We start from the raw sequence: 19,650 nt of genomic DNA, 5'->3' as shown, positions 1-19,650 counted from the left end.
ATGCAAGCAGGATGCAGCACATTGCAAAACAACACTATATTTAATAAATATATGTATAAAACAAGTCTATATATTTATTTTTTTAAAATAATAGTATAATAGACATATATGGAAATTCTTCTATTAACTGGGGGATAAATTTGAAATTAAATTATCATTTTATAACTTTTGTTGCGAATATCTCATTGAAAGCTACCAGAATCAATACCATTAATAGTGCAGTAAGCAGCTAGGGAACAAGGAAGATGTAAAAATTAGAAGATAAATTTGTAGATCACAACACGCAAGGATTGTTTAGCACGAATACAGTGGTACGACCTAAGAAGGATGAAGAACTTGATGTGGACGTCGTGCTTGTTTAATAAAATAATTACAAAAGGTGATTTTATGAAATTAACAAAATTGATATTGAAAAATTATCGTAGTTTTGGTCCAAAATCTACAACTATCAATATAACAGACTTAACAGCCTTTATAGGCCATAATAGTGCTGGTAAAACAGTAATTCTTAGTGCACTTCAAAAACTGTTTGCGGGCAGTAAAATAAATAAAACTGATTTTCATGTTCCTTTTAATCAGTCACCTGAAGAGATAGAAAAAAATAATTTATCTATCGAAGTACAATTTGAATTTTTTAAGAAAGATGAGAGTGCAGATAGTTATGCAATTCCGATGTACTTTGAAAATTTTGTAGTGAATGAAGAAGGTGGCAAACCTTTTATTGCTATGCGTTTAGAAGCAAGTTGGGAAAAAGGAAATGATCCCGAAGGAATTATAGATTATAAATTCTACTATGTAACAAAGGACAATGGAGATGGAAGCAACAATCTTAAACCATTGTCTGCTCAAGACAGGTCAAAAATAAAAGTTATCTACATACCTGCAGTAAGAAATCCTATAGAACAATTGAAAAATGCAACTGGTACAATTTTATGGAGAATTTTAAAACAAATCAATTGGAAAGAAACAGAAGAAGAAACTATTAAAGAAAAAATTGAAGAGTTAGATGATGAAGTTGCAAAACAACCAGGAATTATGATGATAAAAAGGATTATCTCATCTCAATGGAAAAATTATCACAATGATTCTAGATATAAAGAAGCAAATATTAAATTTGGTAGTAATGATTTAGATATGATTCTAAAAAAATTAGATGTAGAGTTTACTCCATCTCATACTGAAAAAGCATTTAAAGTAAATGAATTAGGAGATGGCTTAAAGTCCCTATTTTATTTAACCTTAATTGACTCGCTCTTGGAACTAGAAAATGAAGCAATAATTGAAATAAAAAGTGAAGTCGTAGAAGAAAAGAGAATTTTAAACGTTGACCCTCCCGCTTTAACATTAGTTTTAGTAGAAGAACCAGAAAATCACGTTAGTCCGCATTTGTTAGGTAAAGTAATTAAAAACCTTAAAAGTATAAAAAATCATAACAATGCTCAAATATTAATTACTTCTCATAATCCCTCTATAATTAAAAGAATAGAGCCAACTGAAATTAGACATTTGAGAATTGATAGAGAAACTAGTACTACACTTGTTAAAGAAATCACTTTACCGAACAAAAAAGATGTAGCATATAAATATGTTAAGGAAGCGGTGAAAGCTTATCCAGAACTATATTTTTCCTCACTTGTAATTTTAGGTGAAGGTGATAGTGAAGAAATTCTTCTACCAAAATTTTTGCGATTATATACAGACGAATTAGATTTTGCAGGCATTTCAGTTGTTCCTTTAGGTGGAAGACATGTAAATCACTTTTGGAAGCTTTTAAACCAATTAGATATTCCTTTTATCACGCTATTAGATTTAGACAGAGAACGTGATGGAGGTGGTTGGGGAAGGATAAAATATACTCTACTACAGTTAATTGAAAATGGAGTAGATAAAGAAGAACTTCTAAAATTAGAAGATGGAAGTATTCTACAGAATAGCTTACTTGAACAAATGCATACTTGGGAATTGAATTCAAAAGGGGATATTAAACTTTTAGAAGGATGGATAAGTGATCTTGAAGGTTATAATATATATTTTTCTAATCCTCTTGATATTGATTTTGTTATGATCGAACAATTCTTAGAAAACTATTTGATGACACTGAGTGATGGAGAAGGACCGCTAATCAAAGTAAGAGAGAAAGAAAAGCAGAAGCGAATTCATAGACTTACTGATGAAGAAAAGAAACTAAAAGTTTATACCGACCGTATTGAGGACAGTGTTAAAAAGACACTTAAAGAGCATGGAGGTAGTGGGGAAACATTTAGTGATACACAGAAAGAATTAATGATTTGGTATAATTATTTCTTCTTAACGAGAGGGAAACCTATAACTCATTTACAAGCATTGAATTATATTGAAGATGAAACATTAAAGAGAGATATGCCAGCAGTAATCCAAAGATTATCAGAGAAAGCACAAAAAATTATCAATACAAAGGAATGAAGGGAATGGCGATTTCTCTAAAGGAATGGCAGCCAAATGATGGGCTTATTTTAGAAGATGAGGCTATAAATGCAGTAAAGGATTTAAAAAACTCATTGATAGTTGCAGGGCCAGGTGCAGGAAAAACAGAATTGCTTGCCCAAAAAGCATGTTGTTTATTAGAAACAAACAGCTGTACTAATCCTAAGAAAATTTTGGCAATTAGCTTTAAAAAAGATGCAGCATCTAATTTGAAAAAACGCGTTAATTTAAGGATATCAAATAAACTGGAAAATAGATTTACATCTCAAACATTTGATTCATTTGCTAAAAGTATACTAGATAGATTTTTAAATGTACTGCCAGAGAAATATAGGCCTAATCCTGATTATGAAATAGTTGATAAGCAACAAAATATGATTGTAAAAGCATTTGCTAAATTTAATGTTTATCTTTATGAGAAAGATTTAAAAAAAGACTATTTTAATCGTTTAATAAGTGCAAAATTACCAATTGAAAAAGATCCTTTAATTGAAAATGTATGGCAGCTTTTATTAAAAGGTGATGAAAATGATAAAGCTACTTTGAGTTTTCCAATGATTACTCTTTTAGCAATCTATATTTTAGAAACTAATCCATTTCTTTTAATGTCATTAAAAGAAACTTATAGTCATGTATTTTTAGATGAGTTTCAAGATACTACAGATTTACAATATGAGTTAGTAAAGGCTTGTTTTTTTAATACTAATACTTCTATTACAGCAGTAGGGGACAATAGACAAAGAATAATGGTTTGGGCTGGTGCGAAAAAGGATGTTTTTGAGTGTTATCAACAAGATTTTAAAGCCAAAATATATTCTTTGGAAATGAATCACAGGTCGGCACCTAGATTGTTAGAAATACAAAAGATCGTAAATAATTATTTACAGGAGAAACCCTTTACTCCAATTCCTAATCCGAAATGGTCAGAAAATGATGGCGTAGCAGAAATATGGTATTTTTCAGATTCTACAAAGGAATCTAAAATGATAACTTCAAAAATTGCTGAACTGATTCAAAATTATAACGTTGTTACTAATGAGATTTGTATAATAGTAAAACAAACTGTTGATAAGTATGCAAAATCAATTGTTGAAGAATTAAAAACAATAAATATTAATGCTAGAGATGAAACTATTTTTCAAGACTTATTAAAAGAAGACGTAGTAAGACTTATTATAAATACATTAAAATCTGCTTTAGATACTAGTAATAGTGATTCGTGGCTATCAATATGGGATTCTAAAATTATTTTCGAAGGAATGCATGGAACAAAAAACGAATATACTTTTGATAAATTGAGGAAAGAAGTAAAACAATTTTTAGCGATAATAAAAAGAAATTTGATTTCAATAACAGGTGTCGATGAATTAAGAATGTTATTTATAGAAATTTTTAATTTTTATGATTTAAATAAAATAAGAAAATATTATCCTCAATATTCTCAAGGTACATATATTAACAAATTGAGAGAGGACATGGAAAAGTATCTATACCAATATTTTCAAGAAACCAAGGATTGGTTATTGGCCATCGATGTTTTTGAGGGAAAAGATTCAATTCCAATTATGACTATTCACAAAAGCAAAGGTTTAGAATTCGAGGCAATATTTTTTGTGGGATTTGATGATAAAGCTTTTTGGAATTTTACAAAACAAGAACAAGAAGATACTTGTACTTTTTTTGTAGGATTATCCAGAGCTAAAAGATATTTATATTTTACGTTTTCAGAACAACGTGAATGGACCTATTGCACCAAAGACAATATCTCTGTTTTATATCAGATGTTAAGCGAATCTAAGGTAGTAAAAGAATTATATTTCTAGATAAAGCTGAATTAAATACGAATGATAAATCATAGAGAACAAAGCAAGAAAGCAAGGAATACTAGAACCCTTGCTTTTTATTATTCGTTTTTAATGATTATTCTGTCGCAATTTTAACTGCGTAACCATGTTCTTGAAACAAATGAACTAAATATGAACCATCAATTAAGGTAATGGGCTTATCCTTAACGAATTTGTGACTGTCATTTCCATAATAGCTTGTTGTTACCAAGAAGCCTTTTACCGCTCCTTCATTAATCATTGTTCCATATAGGTCACGCACTGCAGATACAGGCACAACTTTGTTATAACGTTTAGCTTGGATGACAAATGTACCTCCACGAATAGGATCAGGATCATAGACCACAACATCCACGCCTCCATCTCGGCTGGCCTTTGTAGCCCTCACTTCACTGCCATTATTGGAAAACATTCGTTCAAACAATCCGCGTACAAGGTGTTCAAAGTCCTCCCACGGCATTTTAGCAATATTAGGAATGTTTTCGACCTCCACTAAAATGTCTCTGGATTCAATAAATCTTTTCTCGTTCATCGTGAACTGCATGTAAGGTTTGACAGGTGCCACATTTTTTAAAGCACCAATTGATAGACCGTTTAGTTTTCTAAAGCACTCTTTTGGATCAACTCTTTCTAGATTAAGACTTTGGTACTCCTCTTTTGATACATTTAATGTAAGAATACATGAAGTGTATTCTTGACCAGTGGAGAGGCTTGTCCCATGTATCCAACCATTAAAAACAATCGCATGAAGACATTGATTCGTATCAGAACTAAAGATCTCATGCAGGGTTTTCAACGTAAGTTGGTAGATAACTGAATCATAAAAAAGGTCCAACTCTTTTTGATTCATGTGCTTTTCAACTATTTCTTTCCGAGTTTTAACATATTTCACGTCTATTGCTTTAGGCATCTTGCTTTGTTTAGGAAGAATGTAATCAACAACCATAATTCTGGTGTCTTTCACATAATTGATTTCATAATTGCGTTCAAAACCGATAGGTGCGGGAGAATTCCTCAATACGATTGAAAAATAATCACAAATAGCCTTAGGATCTTCATTTTTCAAACCATCCCTTATCTCTTGTATATATTGATTGTGACTGTTTTTACTTGCTTCAAATAACCGCTTTTCATGGAGATACTCTTGGTAAGATTTATCCTTCTCAGATTTGTGAAAATGATAATCCGATTCATATTCTGTTTTGGCTGCTTCCTCAATCTTCAACCTCGATTTCTTCATAAAGGGAAGTATTTCTTCCCAAAAAGAAGGGGAGGGTACATTGTGTTTTATGAAATAATCATCAAGTCGGGGCGGCGGTTCTTTGTATGTAAAAGAAGGCATTTCTTCTTTTTTAATAAGGTGATTCCAATTGATTGCATGAGTTTTTTTCGCCGAATGGAGGAGCATATTTTTATATTCATTAAGTGTTTGTTGTGCTTCTCTCGATAAACCCTCAGCTCGCATTAATTCTCGCTCTTCGATGGATTTATTTTTCATTTTCTGTACCTGAGAATCCCATCTCGCTTTTTGATCATTAATTTTCTTTTCGAGTTCTGTCCAGGTTTTTGCCGTAAGTTTTTTGCTTATCCCTAAACGAGAGTGGAAAATTGTTTTTTCGTAAGGATTCTTTGTTGCCAATTACATACCCTCCATCTTCTTATCTAGTTTGATTACATTCTAAAGCACACGGTTTAAAAATACAAATTATGGTATAAAGATAATGAACATTAGACACAAACTGTATAGCGAGGTGAAATCATTTGTGCGGAAAAGAGAAAGGGTCCGAACAGAACGCTTGGTTTCAGGAGACAGGAAGAGTTGTGGATGCGGGCAATATGAAGTGCGAAGCGAAAAGAAAATGAATTACTCCGATTATTTGGCGGTCAAGAAAGCTACCGTGCAAGAATGAGGTAAAGCAAAGAAAAGGGGGGAGTTTATTTGAAAAAAAGGTTCGTATTATTTAGTTTTATAAGCATTTTTATTTTACTTACAGCCTGCTCGTCTAAACAGCCTGTTGAGCTAATTCGTTCAACGATTGATTTGAAAAATGATAAGCATCACCTTGGCTCAATGACTATCATGACTGGAGAAAGAGAAGGAGAAGAAGTTGTTCCAACAGCCCTTTATTATTCCATTACCCTTAAAAATACCAGCTGGAAGAAACTTGGGAAAGAAGATCCCGAGAATCAGGTGTCGATTAAAATTGTTCCAAATGAAGAGTTGATTAACGCTTCGAGGAACATTGTAGGGTTCAATATTTTCAATACTGATGAATATGTGGATTCTGGTGTCGGTTTCGGAGAGTCAATCGATGGGGTCATCCCAAAAGGAAAAAAGGGACAGTATGATATGTATTACGAATTGGGAGTAGAGGATGCTAACCAATCTGAATTTAAGGTAGCTCCTTCAAAGGAAGCGATGGAAGAATTATTGAAAGTCTCCTCACACGCAACAGTCGTAGTCTATGAGGGTAAAAAGGAAGTAGCTCGATTCGATTTAAGTAAGTAAGGTTCATTCCCACGTTGCTAAAAACAAACGCATTTGGCATTGAACAAATGCGTTTTTGTATGTGTTTTATAAAAATGACTACCAAAAGAGAACCCGTTAATTGCTAGTAGATGATCTATTTTTATTACATTACAATCAAATATTCTATTTAAGCCGCTTCTATTAATCCTGCCAATTTGAAGTTATTCGTTAATAATTGTATGGTGGTTTTTTATTATTGTTAAAGTTATAAGAAACATGAGTAAATCCATAACAGATTAAAATCCAGCGTATCACTTGGATTAAGTGAAGGACGTTTACTTTTTGCAGTAATCGCCCCCGATTGTTGAATAAGCATTGTTTAATCAAATCTTACAAATGATACTAAATCACCCTTATCACAAGAGATCTCTTTGAAGCCTTCTACTTAAGTAATCCTATAGCTTCCATAACTGTTAATAGAAAAATCATACTTGCTGGAAATATAATTAGGTTTCCAAGAAGAAGTAATATTGAATACTTAAGATTCATATTTAAAGATTTAGCAGAAAAAATTATCCCTATTGGACTAATTATGACGGATATAGCCCATATTGGGAAACCCATATCTAAAGAAGGAGACAATGAAGGAAAAATAAATGATAAGATCCACGCTAAAGACCCAAGTGCAAAACACACTAATGAATAAACAGTCAATTTGTGCAATGTGTCCCCCCTTATTTCTAATTTCAATTTTAAAATAGAACTAACTTCTTATCATTGAGGCGGTACTTTGTTAAACAATCGCCCACGATTGTTTAATATGGGGTATTAAGTTTATTACATTTAATCTTTATCCTTTATAATAACCTTGGCTATTAGTGCACCGACAATGGTTGTCAATCCAGCAAAAATTCCAGCATATATCCTTTTATCCCAGTCTATGAGAGAGTTTGAAATAGTAACTACTGTGGCAACAAAAACGGACATAAGTATTATTTGAGGGACATTTAATTTCATTTTTAACTTTTCCATCGAAAGCTCCTTTTCAGACCATAGAATTTCCTATCACATAATACCAAGTATTTCAAATTGGAAACATAATAACAATAACTATTTGCATAAAAATAGAAGACTTATCTTGTTCAGGATAAGCCCCCTTTAATTGAATAAGGACTATTCAGATGACAAAAAGGCAGCAACTTCGCTACCTTTTTAATATTTTTTATTAAACCATACTAAGAATTTCATCAACCAATTCAGGGTTTTCTTCTAAGCCCAGCTCATCACATAGACTCTTATGAACTTTTTTAAATTCTGGAACCATACTTTGTATCACATTAATTATTTCAACAGGTTCTCTGCTACTACACCAATGTTCTAGAAGTGATAGCTGCCAATCGTATAATTTACTTCTTCCACCTTCTAATTTTGCCCAATCTCCGAAAGTGTTAGGATGTATGCCTACTTCCATATACCAAGCTGTTGTCATTGATAAGCGTAAGTTATCTAAACAATGTAAAGCATAATATATTTCTTTTCTCATTACTCTTCGATAGGTTTCGTGAACATATGCAAAAAATTTCGTTCTCCATATCTCTACTTCTTGAATTGTTGGTATATAGGATAAAACCATTGATTTTTCTAATACATCTTTCATCAAGCCAGTAGTATCGTGAACAATTTTAATATTTTGAAGCCAAACTGATGGCACAATATCCTTTGTTTTGTAATAAAAAGTATCCACCTTAATAAAAGAATCATAATGTGCAATGCTATGAGTTGCCCAAGGGAAGTCTTCAAAAAATAGAACTTTACCCCAGTTTTTAGCTCTCTGTTTTTTGTTCAACCTATATTCTTCAAACACTTCATTTTTGACAACTATTCGGAGGTCAATATCAGAATATAAGTCTGTATTTTGATTTCCTAGTGAACCTCCATAAAAAATAGCTAATACATTTTCATCACTTAGTAAATCATTTTCAATTGCATTTAATAAAATATGACGATGTTTTGGAATTTCTAAATCTCTTTTTTTCCATCTTGTTTCAAATCCCACACATAACAATCCAACTCCCTTATTGAAAGACTTATGAAATTTTAATTTCGCTAAAAAAGGATCAATCCCTTCTTCCGCAATCCTGCCATTTAACGGAATAACACTTATTTATACTTTAACAAATACCCAGTTTCCTATTGTGAAAGAAACAAAACAGTTTTAAAAAGCGGAGATAAGAGTTTGCTCCTATTTTAATCATGGATTTTTTCCACCCTCCTAGGTGGAAAGGAGATCAGTCGGGGCATCAGCTGATATAAGTTGTTCTCTAGTATTTTTATTACAAATTTTCTTGTAGTATAGAAGTAATAGTATTTTTTAGGTAGGGTCATTGTTGGCACAAACGGTTGAAAAAGTTGAGTATAATAAATCAATGCCTTTCTAGAAATAATTACTGAATGGTATAAACAGACATAGATGAATACGAATTGGAGAGGATCGCTTGGATCAAACACAGGTAATGGCATACTTCTCATTATTTGGAGAAACATTTCCGACGGATGAGGTAACAGAAATGCTAGGGATTGAACCAAATGAAGTATACAATAAGGGAGATCTCATAGTCAGACCGCCCAATCCAAATGTGGTGACAAAAGGACGAATCTATCGAAAAGAAACATCATGGTCGTTCGGCACAACATATGAAGAAAGTTTTGATGTGAAGGATCAATTGGACCAGGTTCTTAAACCGCTTAAAAACAAGACGGAGATCATCAATCGTTTAAAATTGAAATACGGTCTAACAACTCAAATTACCATTGTGATCGTGATGGAAGACGGAGTGACGCCAGGACTCCATTTAGAAAGTGATCAGATCGAATTTGCGAATCAAGTCGGTGCGGAATTTGACATTGATCTTTATGCAAATCCATATAAAGGGAACTTTGACGACTAAAGATTCGGAAGAGAAGACATCTTTTCTTATACTTTCCAGTGACACGATACCCCTAGAAAGATAATTTCGCTTTATATCGTTGGCGAGGGATTTTTATGTGCAGCTAAGTTTGTTACGGTATTGGATTATTCTTGTTTTTGTCAGGAGGTTTTGTCCTATACTGAAGGGAACGTGTAAAAGTGAGTTTTTTCAGCTAAATAAGTGAGTGGAGCGTATGAATAGGAGATGTTCTATGAAAACATTTGATAAGATGCTGACTGCGATTCATAATGAAGAGCGGAATTGCTATGCCTCAAAAGGTAGCTGGCTCTATATAGCAGATAAAAAAGATACTAAAAAGGGGCTTTTTAGACTGCCTCACTACATCTATTATTTTGTTTCTTTGGATGATGAACGCTTACCTTCCGAATTAGGGGTGGTTAAAAAGATAAAGGTTCCTATTTCAGCAAGAGAACTAGCAGAACGAGATTATACAAGCCGAAAAAAAGATCTTTCCCTTTTGACGGATGAAATCGTCAAAGAGTATGAATGGTTTTTAGAAAAAGTTAGTGCTCAACCTGAACATACTCCTATTGCTGTAACGTGGTTTGAAAGGGTGTTTCCTAAAAAAGAAAAAGAATTACGGGTACATAAAAAATTCTTCACGGGATTAACCAAGGAACAGAAAAAAGAGCTGTTTGAAGATTAGCATTTGCTGAGTTTTTCGACCGAAAAAGGGCTTTTCTTCAGTAAAAGGGGAAATGAATGATTTCGTGCAGCGTGAAGAATAAATCGAGTAATACTGAAAGCAAAATAAATAGCCCAGTTCTCGGACGGAACATGGGCCTGATTACTATTATCATCAAGTTCAAATTATTTATTATTTTTATCTTTATCCCATTTTTCAAAAAAGGAAAGAATTAAAAATATACTTCCAATTAATAATGGAGTACCTAAAAATAAGTAGTAATTGTTTTTTGGTATGCCAAAAAAATTAGCAAGATAAATAAAAAGTACCATCCATAAAAATACAACTATGTTTTTCAACCAACTCTTCATTAAATATCCAGCCACCCATTCCCTAGCTATTCGAATCCCCAGCACAGAAAATTGCGAATTCAACTATATTATATATTCTATTCTATAAAATCAAGGAATACCTTACGAAAACAGCCATCTTATTTAAGTTAAATTATAATGATTTTACCTTTGCTTTTTTGCGGGTGGTTAACAAATCGCATCCCTTAATAATCAGACTGATTTACTTTAGAAGTTATCTCCCAGCATGGAGTGAGATATTCAAAAGAATGAAGGAGGATTAAATTGAAGAACTTGAAAAAGCGGATATCCGATTACATGAATCATTACGCAAAATCATTCCCAATCAGTGGCAATGTATTAGTCGCCATAGAAGGTAGAATTATATTTGAAGAATGCTATGGCTTTTCTAATTTGGAACATCAAGTATTAAATGCCCCAACCACCAAATTCCGCATCGCCTCTATTACAAAACAATTTACAGCAGCACTCATCATGATCCTAAATGAAAAAGGACTCCTCAAAGTAGAAGATAAATTGGCAGCTTTCTTTCCAGAATATCCTGAATTCAGCAACGAAATTACTATCCACCATCTGCTAACCCATACATCTGGTATACCTGACTATTACGACTGTGTTTCCACTTTCTTTGATCGGGAAGACAAGCTTTATTTAACGCCTGACCAATTTATCTCTTTGTTTAAAAACGAAACGTTGGATTTTGAACCAGGATCTGATTGGAAGTACAGCAACTCAGGATATTTATTACTAGGCTTGATTATCGAGCGAGTAACCTCTAAAAAATTCGAAGAAGCATTGAATGATTACATCTTGACACCATTAGATATGCATAGCACAGGTTGTGATCATCAAAATTCCATTCTGGCAAATAGGGCGGCGGGTTACATTAGACCTGAACAAGTAATGGAGAATGCACCATATGTGGAAATGTCAAAGTATTTTTCTGATGGAGGAATGTATTCTACTGTCCGAGATTTGCTTAAATGGGATCAGGCACTTTACAGTGAGAGCGTTCTTTCTAATGAGACCCTAGACAAAATCTTTTCACCTAATCGTAATAATTATGGCTATGGGTGGTTTGTGGAAACCCAATTTGAACGTAGAAGAGTCCTGCATGCGGGGAAGATAAGCGGCTTTGTCAGTCTTATCGATCGATATCTTGACGATAAGGTAAGCATTTTCATGCTGGGCAATTATGATTTCATTAATTGGTACACTATTTCATATGGCATCGCTGCAATCATTTTTGGACATCCGCACCCTTCACCATTAAAGGAACCTTATCCGATTTCTTCAAAACTGCTTGACTCTTATTTAGGAGTTTATGAGAGTACGGATGGAAGAAGACTGACTGTCACCGAAGAACAAAAAAAGATCTACTTTAAATGGGGCGATGATTCAAAATTTGAAATTTATCCTATTTCGGACGTGAGCTTCAGACGTTTATGTGATGATGTAGACGAAGTCCACACATTTAGGAAGGAGGGGAATAGGATTAAGATTTGGGAGTATGAAAAATTGAGATAACAGAACTAGGGAGGGATACACCTATGACAGAAGGTGAAGAGTATTTGATGATGTATCCAAAGCTTAGAAAATGGATCAATCAATGCAATGCTTGTCAGGATATTGGGTACAAGCCAGAATTGCCACTGGGACTGTCAACTTATGACGATGATATATCTGCAGCGGCGGATAATCTACGGACGTTTTTTAAATGCCTTCATATAAATGAGGTTGGTCTTTGTGATGTTTGCAAGAAATTAATAAAATGATCAAGCCTCAAGAAGAGGCTTGATCATTTCTATTCACTTGGCATATTTTAACCAATTACTTTGTTTGTATCGGTTTTAGTTTTCAGGGGTAAATGTAAACGTTTCTTTTAAAGGTCTGCCATTTTTATCTTGAGTCCAAATGATTTCCACTTCCAATTCCGTTGCTTTTTCAGCCAGAAGAAAATTTTGAAATTTATAAGGCATCCCATCATTTAACTGTTTTGCAGTAGATTTCGCCATTTTCAAACGATCTTTATTGCAATCCCATTCATCAGGACAACTAAAAAGTGAGAATTTGGTTTTAGAATTAGGTTCATTTCTAAACATATTAATTTCCACAGAAAATGCATCCTTACCAATGTTATCAACTTCTAAGGAGTAAGTGTGAAATTTTCCCTTAACTGGTTTTACATTTTCTTTTTCATCTATAGCTTCCCCAACTTGAACTGACCACTGTTTACTTGTTTGTTTGATTGGTAAGGTATCAAAGGTTAAAGCGTTTGCTCCAGTTGGTAAAAAGTAAAAGAACAGGATGACTAATGAGCAGCAAACATATGAGATTTTCTTCATGTAGAACCCTCCTAATATTATTCTTTTTATTTTCTCCAATAAGTAATTGATTATGAAAATAATGTTCATATGGAAAGGGGGGGGGGGGGTGATGACTGGAAGAGACTTTTAACTCAAGTTCTTAAGCCAAAGAGCAGATATCATTATATAGCCAGGAGGCGATAAACGATGGGAATCTTAAGTAAGTTGTTCCAGAAAATGTTTCTTAACGAACTAGATCGGTATGGCCAAAGTCTGGGTTTCTCTACTTGGAAAGAGTTAGATGAACACTCATTTCACATATTTACGATTCCTCCTGATGCAGAATGGTTCATCACTAAATTGCCGAACAAAAAATGGGCAGCATGGAATGACAAGGGGCAACCACCGTTTGAATATGTTGAGTTTCCAGATTGGGAAGAAGCAATAAGTTATCTGAGGAATGTTTTCGAGGAAAGCGGAATTCCTGAAGAAGATTGGGAGCCTGAAGGATTTGACATAAACGATGATGTGTTCTTGCTTTTGCCCGATAAAAATAAACGACCATTAAACATCATGGATTCAATTTAAGATTAGCAAAGAAACAGTCAAATTAGAATGGAACTGTTTCTTTGTATTGTTATATCTACGTTTTGAAAAAGACAACAAGTATTTTAGTGATGAATTCCGCCAAGCGATTTGGCTTTTTATGTTAAAATGTATATAAGTGTTATTCCATTAAAGGGCAGGATTGCTGAATAAACATTTTTATAATTGTTAGAAAAATGAAACTTAATAATGATGAATTTCGTATTTTAAATAATTCAATAAAAATGGGGGTGTAGTATGAAGAGATACATTTTATTGGTCTTATTGACATTGGTAATTGAGTCTTTATTAATTACTGGGACAATAGTTTTTTGGGATACAGATTTTTTAGAAACAATGTTCTTCGGCTCCTGTTTCTTCATTTTCATTGCTTTTTTACTAAGTTCTTCAGGGAATTTTTTATCCAATAATTCTGAATACTCAGTTTTTAATTCGTTAGCAGGAAGTTATCACCTCAAGCGTGAAGAAACTTATTTAATTATCAGTCCATTTTTAGTTGGTTCGATTTTGTTTTTCATCAGCTATTTTATAATTTATTATTTTATTTACTAAGGGATACAATAATGCAGCGATTGCTAAACAAAGTGTTGCCTCTACTTATTAAGGTAAAGGCATTTTAATGGAGCAATCTCCCTTGATTGTTGAGTTTTAGTTTTGGAAGGAGGTTATGATTTGAAGAAAAACTTTAAAACGTATGCGTTGTTAATAGTATTAATATTCACTACGATTGCTATCATAGATAACCTAAGAATTTCAAATGTTGCAGAGGAATTAAAAAAGGATAAGGAGAATTTAGTAAAGCAAGTCGCCACCTTTAAACAAGACCTAGGAAATAGTTCAAATAATTTAGAAGAATTAAAGCAGGAAAACGAACTATTAACTGAAGATATTTCCAACCTCGAAAAAGACATTGAGGGTTTGAAATCGCCAGTTACTTATCAAGATTTTTTAAATGCGATTAGTACCGTTGAATCTTATAAAGACGTAGAATCATTTAATAAAACGTCAGAGTTTTATAATTTTTTTTCATCCTCAAAGAATATAGGTTTCTCTCCAAAAGACAGTGCAGGTAATTGCCCTTGTAGCGTTGGAGAAATTGAATGGATGCCTAATTCAGTGCTTGAGCTAAGGGAATTTAGAATTGATAAAGAAAGAATATTCCTCACCTATAATACCGTTGAAAAAATTAAAAATGATTATCAATTTGTAATGATCAAGACAAAAGAATCCTATGATAACGTAGAAAGATGGAGGATAGAAGAAATAAACCTTAAAGGAAAAGAGAATTAAACTTGTGAAGAAACATACTTAAACTATCGGTCAGTTATCTAAATTATGCCCTAGTGTGTTATTCCATAAGGGGGCGATTGCTTAACAAAGCGTCGCCTCTTCTTATTGAAGTAAAGTGGCAGTTTAGTTCAATAAGAAATGGTAAAATTAACAAAAAGGAAATCGCAAATGGAGGAAAAAAGAAAACTTATATTTAAGTTAATATTTTAAATACAGTAAAGAGAAAAGGAGTACATAATTGAATATTTTATCTTTAGAACATATTTATAGTATTAGAGAATTACCAAGTAGATACGAATATACTTGTTTCTCAGCAGATTTTAACGGTCAACTGATTATTATGGGTGTCAAAAAAATCTCCAAAAAAACCTTTAGGTACGATATTTATCACTTTAATAATGAAGAAATTCAAAAGTATACAATTTCAACAATTAAATCATTCCATCATATTCAACGGTTATACGATAGTTGGCTTTTAGCTGATGCCAGGGCTGAGGATGAAAAAGTTCAAAATGCTACTATCTTTGACGATTACGGTACTAGTATTATTTCTTTCCATTTGGGAGATGGTATAGAAAATTTACAGGTGTCAGAAAATGGAGACATTTGGGTAGGTTATTTCGATGAAGGGGTTTATGGAGATACCGTTGGTGGAAGTGGCTTAAGCTGTTTTAATTCGAATGGAGAACAAGTCTTTGACTTTTCTGATTTTTCTTTGGGAAAGAAAGACATTCCTATAATAGATGATTGTTATGCTTTAAATGTGGTTTCTAACGATGATATTTATTGTTATTACTACTCTGATTTCCCATTATTAAATTTAAAAAATATGAGGGATTATAGAGTTTTTAATGAACTTATAATTCAAGGCAGCAAAGCATTTGCAGTATGGCGAGACCATATCTTATTTGGTCCGACCTATAATAATGATAAGGTATACTTATACTCCTTGCGAGACAAATGTACAATTACTTATAAACCAGTAAATGAAAATGGTAAAATTCTTAAAGACTTCGAAGTAGTTGGTCGAAAGTCTATTATGTATTTAATTGATGAAAAAGATATATATCGAATAGATTTAAGATTACTAATCAAATAAAACAATTCCGAGCTTCTTGAACTAATGGGTGCGTTAGTTCAAGAAGCTCGGAATTATTCTGAAGATACTTTACATTTTCCTTATTCCATTTGCTTAACAAAGCGTCGCCTCTTCTTATTAAAGTAAAGGACAGAATACTTCACTACTAATAACTTTTTCTTAATAAGGAATCCTACCTTTAAATAATAAAAAAGGTGGTTTCTATGAGGAAGATATTTATTTTAACTTTAAGTTTATGTTTCATAAGTTTTGGATTAGTAAATGCAAACGGTAAAGATGAACATCCTCCATTGGAAAAAGGATTTTTTGAGATAGGATACAAGACAGTCGAGAAAGCATTAGATGAATGTGAAAATCATTTTAACAAGAATATTGAATTACCATATAAAATGCCTCCAATTGAATTTACACATTATTTTGGAAGGTGTAGTAAAGATTTTGGAATTAATAATAATTTTGAAATTGAATATCTTAATGAAAATTTGTCAGAGAATCACTATCAAGTTACAGTGAGACCAAGAGAACACAGAATTAAATTTAAGCAAAGAAATATTGCAAGAAAAATAAAAATGGATAAAGGCAGTGCACTTTTATTAAACAATCCCAATGGTGTTAATATATTGGTCTTTGAAAGAGATGATTGGCAGTATATGTTATCAGTTGATAAGAGAGTATCAGAACGAGTACCTGTAGAGGTGTTAGTTGACATTGCAAATTCTTTTAAATAATATCATTTTTTAACTAACAGGTGTGTGTTAGTGAAAGAAGAATTGTGAGTTGAGCAAATTTAGAGCTGAGAAAGTTATTCCATTAAAGGGGGCGATTGCTTAACAAAGTGTCGCCTCTTCTTATTAAGGTAAAGGGCAGTTTAATTGAATAAGAAATGATATAGTAATGTAAAATAGAGGGGATTACAGAGGAGTCAATATGACTATTTTAATGATTATATTTGCCGTTTTTTCCTTTTTAAGTTTGATTTTTTTTTCAGTTAAAGATAAAGAGTTTTATCAAAGTGAAACTATAAATGCCGACCCTGGAAGTGTTTTAGGGGAAATATTGATTTATATTATTAATTTACTACCGTGGTATTTAAAGAAACTATCTTTGATGCTAGTTTTTTGGGGGTTATGCATTCTATGTTTGAGTTACTTTATTTATGAGTAAAGGTTTAATTTAGGGTGTTCTCTTAGGAAAGGTGAATTGTGAGATGAGCAGTTTTAGGACTGAGGCCATATTGTAGTAATTTAATTAACGGGGGCATTTGCTACACAGTGTGATCACATTATTTTTTTGAAGAACGGTACAATGGATTAATGACAAATTAATTTTATTTAAAGGAGATACAATGGAACATCCGTATAAAGAATATGAAAACACAGAATTATGGAATTTGATTTCAAAAGGAATAGATGATTTGTCTGAGAATCAGGACCTCCAAGAATTAACAAGAAGAGAATACATTGTTGGTTATCTGTGTAAACTCATCAAACAAAACAGTTGAATCATATTCAATAATCGGGGGCGATTGCTTAACAAAGTGTCGCCTCTTCTTATTAAGGTAAATGGCAGGATTGTTGAATAAGCAGGAATTATATAAAAAGGCGTACAATATATTAAACGAAAGGCAAATTAGTTGTTTCTATGTAAGGGGAGATGTAATGGGAAAGTACATTAGAATTTTCTTCTTAACCATAATAGTAAGTGTGGTTTTCTTTTTTATATTTAGTTCTGCATATGTGGGCAATCGCAGTCCTGAAGAAATCGCAGTTTACACATTTGGAACCATCATTGTAATTCTTCTTTCATTTTTGATTTCACAGATTTACTATTTAATTGATTTGGTTGCTAAAAAAAAGTAATTCTTTTTTTCGCTAAAGGGGGCGATTGCAATTAGAGTAACATCTAAACTTTTAGGGATTATAGGGGGGTTCTCCAGCATAATTTTATGGATTATACTTAATTTTTATAATCCATACTTAAACCTAAATGGAACTGAACCGATGGTAAACACATTTTTTATGTTGTTTCTCCCTGCTTGTTTAGCAATCTTTTCTTCTATAATTTCTAAACAATCGTTAATGTTAATCGCTTTTATGTGGTCATTGCCATATAGTCTATACTTAGTTTATACACCAGGAATTTTTGCTTTGTTCGGAACTACTTGCATTACTTACTTGATTAGTTTTCTATTTATGAAATTATCTAAGAGTAAAAATGTATTAGAACTGTAATCCTTATTCAACAATCGGGGGCGATTGCAGCAGAATACTATTGCCCTTATTCCAGAACAGAAAGCTAATTTGTAAAGGATATTGTAAGTTAAGTTAGGTTATACGCATAAATAACCCTTAATTCCTCAAAGGGCTTAAGGGACCTAGTACAATTAATCTTCTTTTACTTTTTCTAATGGAAATTCTTTTAAGATGTCCACTCCATCTATAATTAACAAGGTAGAGTCAAAAGCCAATTTTTTAATACCTCTTAGATCAATATCATCTTTAATTTTGTATTCAACGTGAAAAGAACCCTCAGCTCCTGGGTCTATTATTCCAGGGCTTCCACTACCCATTGGAGTCATTTTAATAAACTTACTTCCTCTTACTAATACCATTTTGGAAGCTAAACTTTTGTTTGGTCTTATAACTACTTCGAGTCCATAAGGGTTCTGACCTGGATAATCAAATTCACTTTCAAATGGTGTTGAACCGTTATTTTTTAATTTAAAATCATAACGAAGTATTTTTTCTGCTTTAATAATTGTGGTTTGAATACTTGAAATTTCTATTTGACTTGCCCTATCAAACCCAGTAAGTGGAATCAGTGTAAAAAGCATTATAATTAATGTTAATTTTCTAATGATAGTTCAATCCTTTCTATATGATATGGTTTTAATTTAAGTATTTACTTCAGATTCAGTATTATTCCATTAAAGGGGGCGATTGCTGCACATAGCGATCGTCCCTTTTAGTTATGAATTAGCAGTAAACATACAATTCGATTTTGATTGAAATAAAATCTTTGATTAAAAGGAAACCTAAAATTTAGACAAATATTAGAGGTTCTGAAATGAAAATAATTATCTTAATTATATTTTTTAATTTAACTATTGTTCCTACCTTAACTTATTCTGAGACTGATCTTAAACAATTACCACCTTGCACAGAGATTATTAGTCCTGTGAAAGGTGTATCTGAAAATACAAGAGGAGTAGCTTTGATCTATAATATTGAGAGAGAGTTCAACGACCAAAGAACAAGTATTAGCATACACGCTGTTCATATGCCTGATCCATCATGGTTTGGAGATTATGAAAGTTATGAGGTATTAGCCTATATTCCTAATGAAATAAGTTGGACTTTCCCACTCATTCAATATGAAAAACAAAATTGGGCAGGTACATGGGACGAAATTTCTGCAACGAAGAGACCCACTCGATTAAAAGTTCGAGTTTTTAACTCAAAAACGAATCTTCCTGGTCCAGTTATCCTTGAAAAGAACATTTCGTGTGAAAATCAGTCAACCAACTAAAGAGCTGCTGCATTAGTTACACAGCGTTTAGAATGTAACCTCATCCAAATAGAGAGTC

The 19,650-nt window shown here is 32.6% G+C and carries 20 protein-coding genes; 14 read left to right on the top strand and 6 right to left on the bottom strand.

Annotated features, from left to right (window positions below):
• The first annotated feature begins 387 nt into the window (after positions 1-387).
• Both LIT25_18620 and LIT25_18615 read left to right on the top strand, forming a co-directional pair.
• Positions 388-2,442: an AAA family ATPase gene (locus tag LIT25_18620; GenBank protein USK32596.1), complete on the top strand. Its 2,055-nt coding sequence runs from the start codon at positions 388-390 to the stop codon at positions 2,440-2,442.
• A 5-nt stretch (positions 2,443-2,447) separates the two neighbouring features.
• Entirely contained in the window at positions 2,448-4,286 is a 1,839-nt protein-coding gene (locus tag LIT25_18615; protein ID USK32595.1) for an ATP-dependent helicase, read from the top strand.
• Between the two features lie 97 nt (positions 4,287-4,383).
• Here LIT25_18615 and LIT25_18610 read toward each other — a convergent pair whose 3' ends face one another.
• Positions 4,384-5,805 carry a restriction endonuclease gene (locus tag LIT25_18610; GenBank protein USK32594.1) on the bottom strand — a complete coding sequence of 474 codons (1,422 nt, stop codon included), beginning with the start codon at positions 5,803-5,805 and terminating at the stop codon, positions 4,384-4,386.
• A gap of 441 nt (positions 5,806-6,246) precedes the next feature.
• Between LIT25_18610 and LIT25_18605 the strand changes: the two genes are divergently transcribed.
• Positions 6,247-6,816, top strand: a complete 570-nt coding sequence (locus tag LIT25_18605) for a hypothetical protein (GenBank protein USK32593.1) — start codon at positions 6,247-6,249, stop codon at positions 6,814-6,816.
• Positions 6,817-7,620: 804 nt separating this feature from the next.
• On the opposite strand, the gene LIT25_18600 is transcribed toward LIT25_18605, so the two are convergent.
• Entirely contained in the window at positions 7,621-7,809 is a 189-nt protein-coding gene (locus tag LIT25_18600; protein ID USK32592.1) for a hypothetical protein, read from the bottom strand.
• Between the two features lie 193 nt (positions 7,810-8,002).
• Positions 8,003-8,833, bottom strand: coding sequence for a hypothetical protein (locus LIT25_18595; protein ID USK32591.1), 831 nt, complete (start codon positions 8,831-8,833; stop codon positions 8,003-8,005).
• 439 nt (positions 8,834-9,272) lie between these two features.
• On the opposite strand from LIT25_18595, the gene LIT25_18590 reads away from it, so the two are divergent.
• Positions 9,273-9,725, top strand: coding sequence for a DUF4279 domain-containing protein (locus tag LIT25_18590; protein ID USK32590.1), 453 nt, complete (start codon positions 9,273-9,275; stop codon positions 9,723-9,725).
• A gap of 232 nt (positions 9,726-9,957) precedes the next feature.
• Positions 9,958-10,413, top strand: coding sequence for a hypothetical protein (locus tag LIT25_18585; GenBank protein ID USK32589.1), 456 nt, complete (start codon positions 9,958-9,960; stop codon positions 10,411-10,413).
• Between the two features lie 164 nt (positions 10,414-10,577).
• Here LIT25_18585 and LIT25_18580 read toward each other — a convergent pair whose 3' ends face one another.
• Positions 10,578-10,763 carry a hypothetical protein gene (locus LIT25_18580; GenBank protein USK32588.1) on the bottom strand — a complete coding sequence of 62 codons (186 nt, stop codon included), beginning with the start codon at positions 10,761-10,763 and terminating at the stop codon, positions 10,578-10,580.
• 264 nt (positions 10,764-11,027) lie between these two features.
• On the opposite strand from LIT25_18580, the gene LIT25_18575 reads away from it, so the two are divergent.
• Together LIT25_18575 and LIT25_18570 are read left to right on the top strand one after the other, a co-directional pair.
• Positions 11,028-12,290, top strand: coding sequence for a beta-lactamase family protein (locus LIT25_18575; protein USK32587.1), 1,263 nt, complete (start codon positions 11,028-11,030; stop codon positions 12,288-12,290).
• Positions 12,291-12,313: 23 nt separating this feature from the next.
• Positions 12,314-12,538, top strand: a complete 225-nt coding sequence (locus LIT25_18570; GenBank protein ID USK32586.1) for a hypothetical protein — start codon at positions 12,314-12,316, stop codon at positions 12,536-12,538.
• 75 nt (positions 12,539-12,613) lie between these two features.
• On the opposite strand, the gene LIT25_18565 is transcribed toward LIT25_18570, so the two are convergent.
• A complete protein-coding gene (locus LIT25_18565) occupies positions 12,614-13,108 on the bottom strand; it encodes a hypothetical protein (GenBank protein ID USK32585.1) in 495 nt (164 codons plus the stop codon).
• Between the two features lie 168 nt (positions 13,109-13,276).
• On the opposite strand from LIT25_18565, the gene LIT25_18560 reads away from it, so the two are divergent.
• From LIT25_18560 to LIT25_18535, 6 genes are all read left to right on the top strand, one after another.
• Complete coding sequence (locus tag LIT25_18560) at positions 13,277-13,657, top strand: hypothetical protein (protein ID USK32584.1); 381 nt, start codon at positions 13,277-13,279, stop codon at positions 13,655-13,657.
• 690 nt (positions 13,658-14,347) lie between these two features.
• On the top strand, positions 14,348-14,965 hold the full coding sequence (locus LIT25_18555) for a hypothetical protein (protein ID USK32583.1): 618 nt from the start codon (positions 14,348-14,350) through the stop codon (positions 14,963-14,965).
• A gap of 238 nt (positions 14,966-15,203) precedes the next feature.
• Positions 15,204-16,064: a hypothetical protein gene (locus LIT25_18550; protein USK32582.1), complete on the top strand. Its 861-nt coding sequence runs from the start codon at positions 15,204-15,206 to the stop codon at positions 16,062-16,064.
• 203 nt (positions 16,065-16,267) lie between these two features.
• Positions 16,268-16,792 carry a hypothetical protein gene (locus tag LIT25_18545; protein ID USK32581.1) on the top strand — a complete coding sequence of 175 codons (525 nt, stop codon included), beginning with the start codon at positions 16,268-16,270 and terminating at the stop codon, positions 16,790-16,792.
• Positions 16,793-17,409: 617 nt separating this feature from the next.
• On the top strand, positions 17,410-17,565 hold the full coding sequence (locus LIT25_18540) for a hypothetical protein (protein USK32580.1): 156 nt from the start codon (positions 17,410-17,412) through the stop codon (positions 17,563-17,565).
• 157 nt (positions 17,566-17,722) lie between these two features.
• Complete coding sequence (locus LIT25_18535; protein USK32579.1) at positions 17,723-17,923, top strand: hypothetical protein; 201 nt, start codon at positions 17,723-17,725, stop codon at positions 17,921-17,923.
• A gap of 524 nt (positions 17,924-18,447) precedes the next feature.
• Here the strand turns inward: LIT25_18535 and LIT25_18530 are convergent.
• Positions 18,448-18,897, bottom strand: a complete 450-nt coding sequence (locus LIT25_18530) for a hypothetical protein (GenBank protein USK32578.1) — start codon at positions 18,895-18,897, stop codon at positions 18,448-18,450.
• Between the two features lie 233 nt (positions 18,898-19,130).
• Between LIT25_18530 and LIT25_18525 the strand changes: the two genes are divergently transcribed.
• Positions 19,131-19,592 carry a hypothetical protein gene (locus tag LIT25_18525; GenBank protein ID USK32577.1) on the top strand — a complete coding sequence of 154 codons (462 nt, stop codon included), beginning with the start codon at positions 19,131-19,133 and terminating at the stop codon, positions 19,590-19,592.
• Positions 19,593-19,650: the final 58 nt, after the last annotated feature.

Source organism: Bacillus sp. F19 (assembly GCA_023823795.1).
Classification (GTDB): Bacteria; Bacillota; Bacilli; order Bacillales; family Bacillaceae; genus Bacillus_P.
The sequence above is the reverse complement of the archived record's forward strand: the minus strand, read 5'-3'. Positions and strand labels throughout refer to the sequence as shown.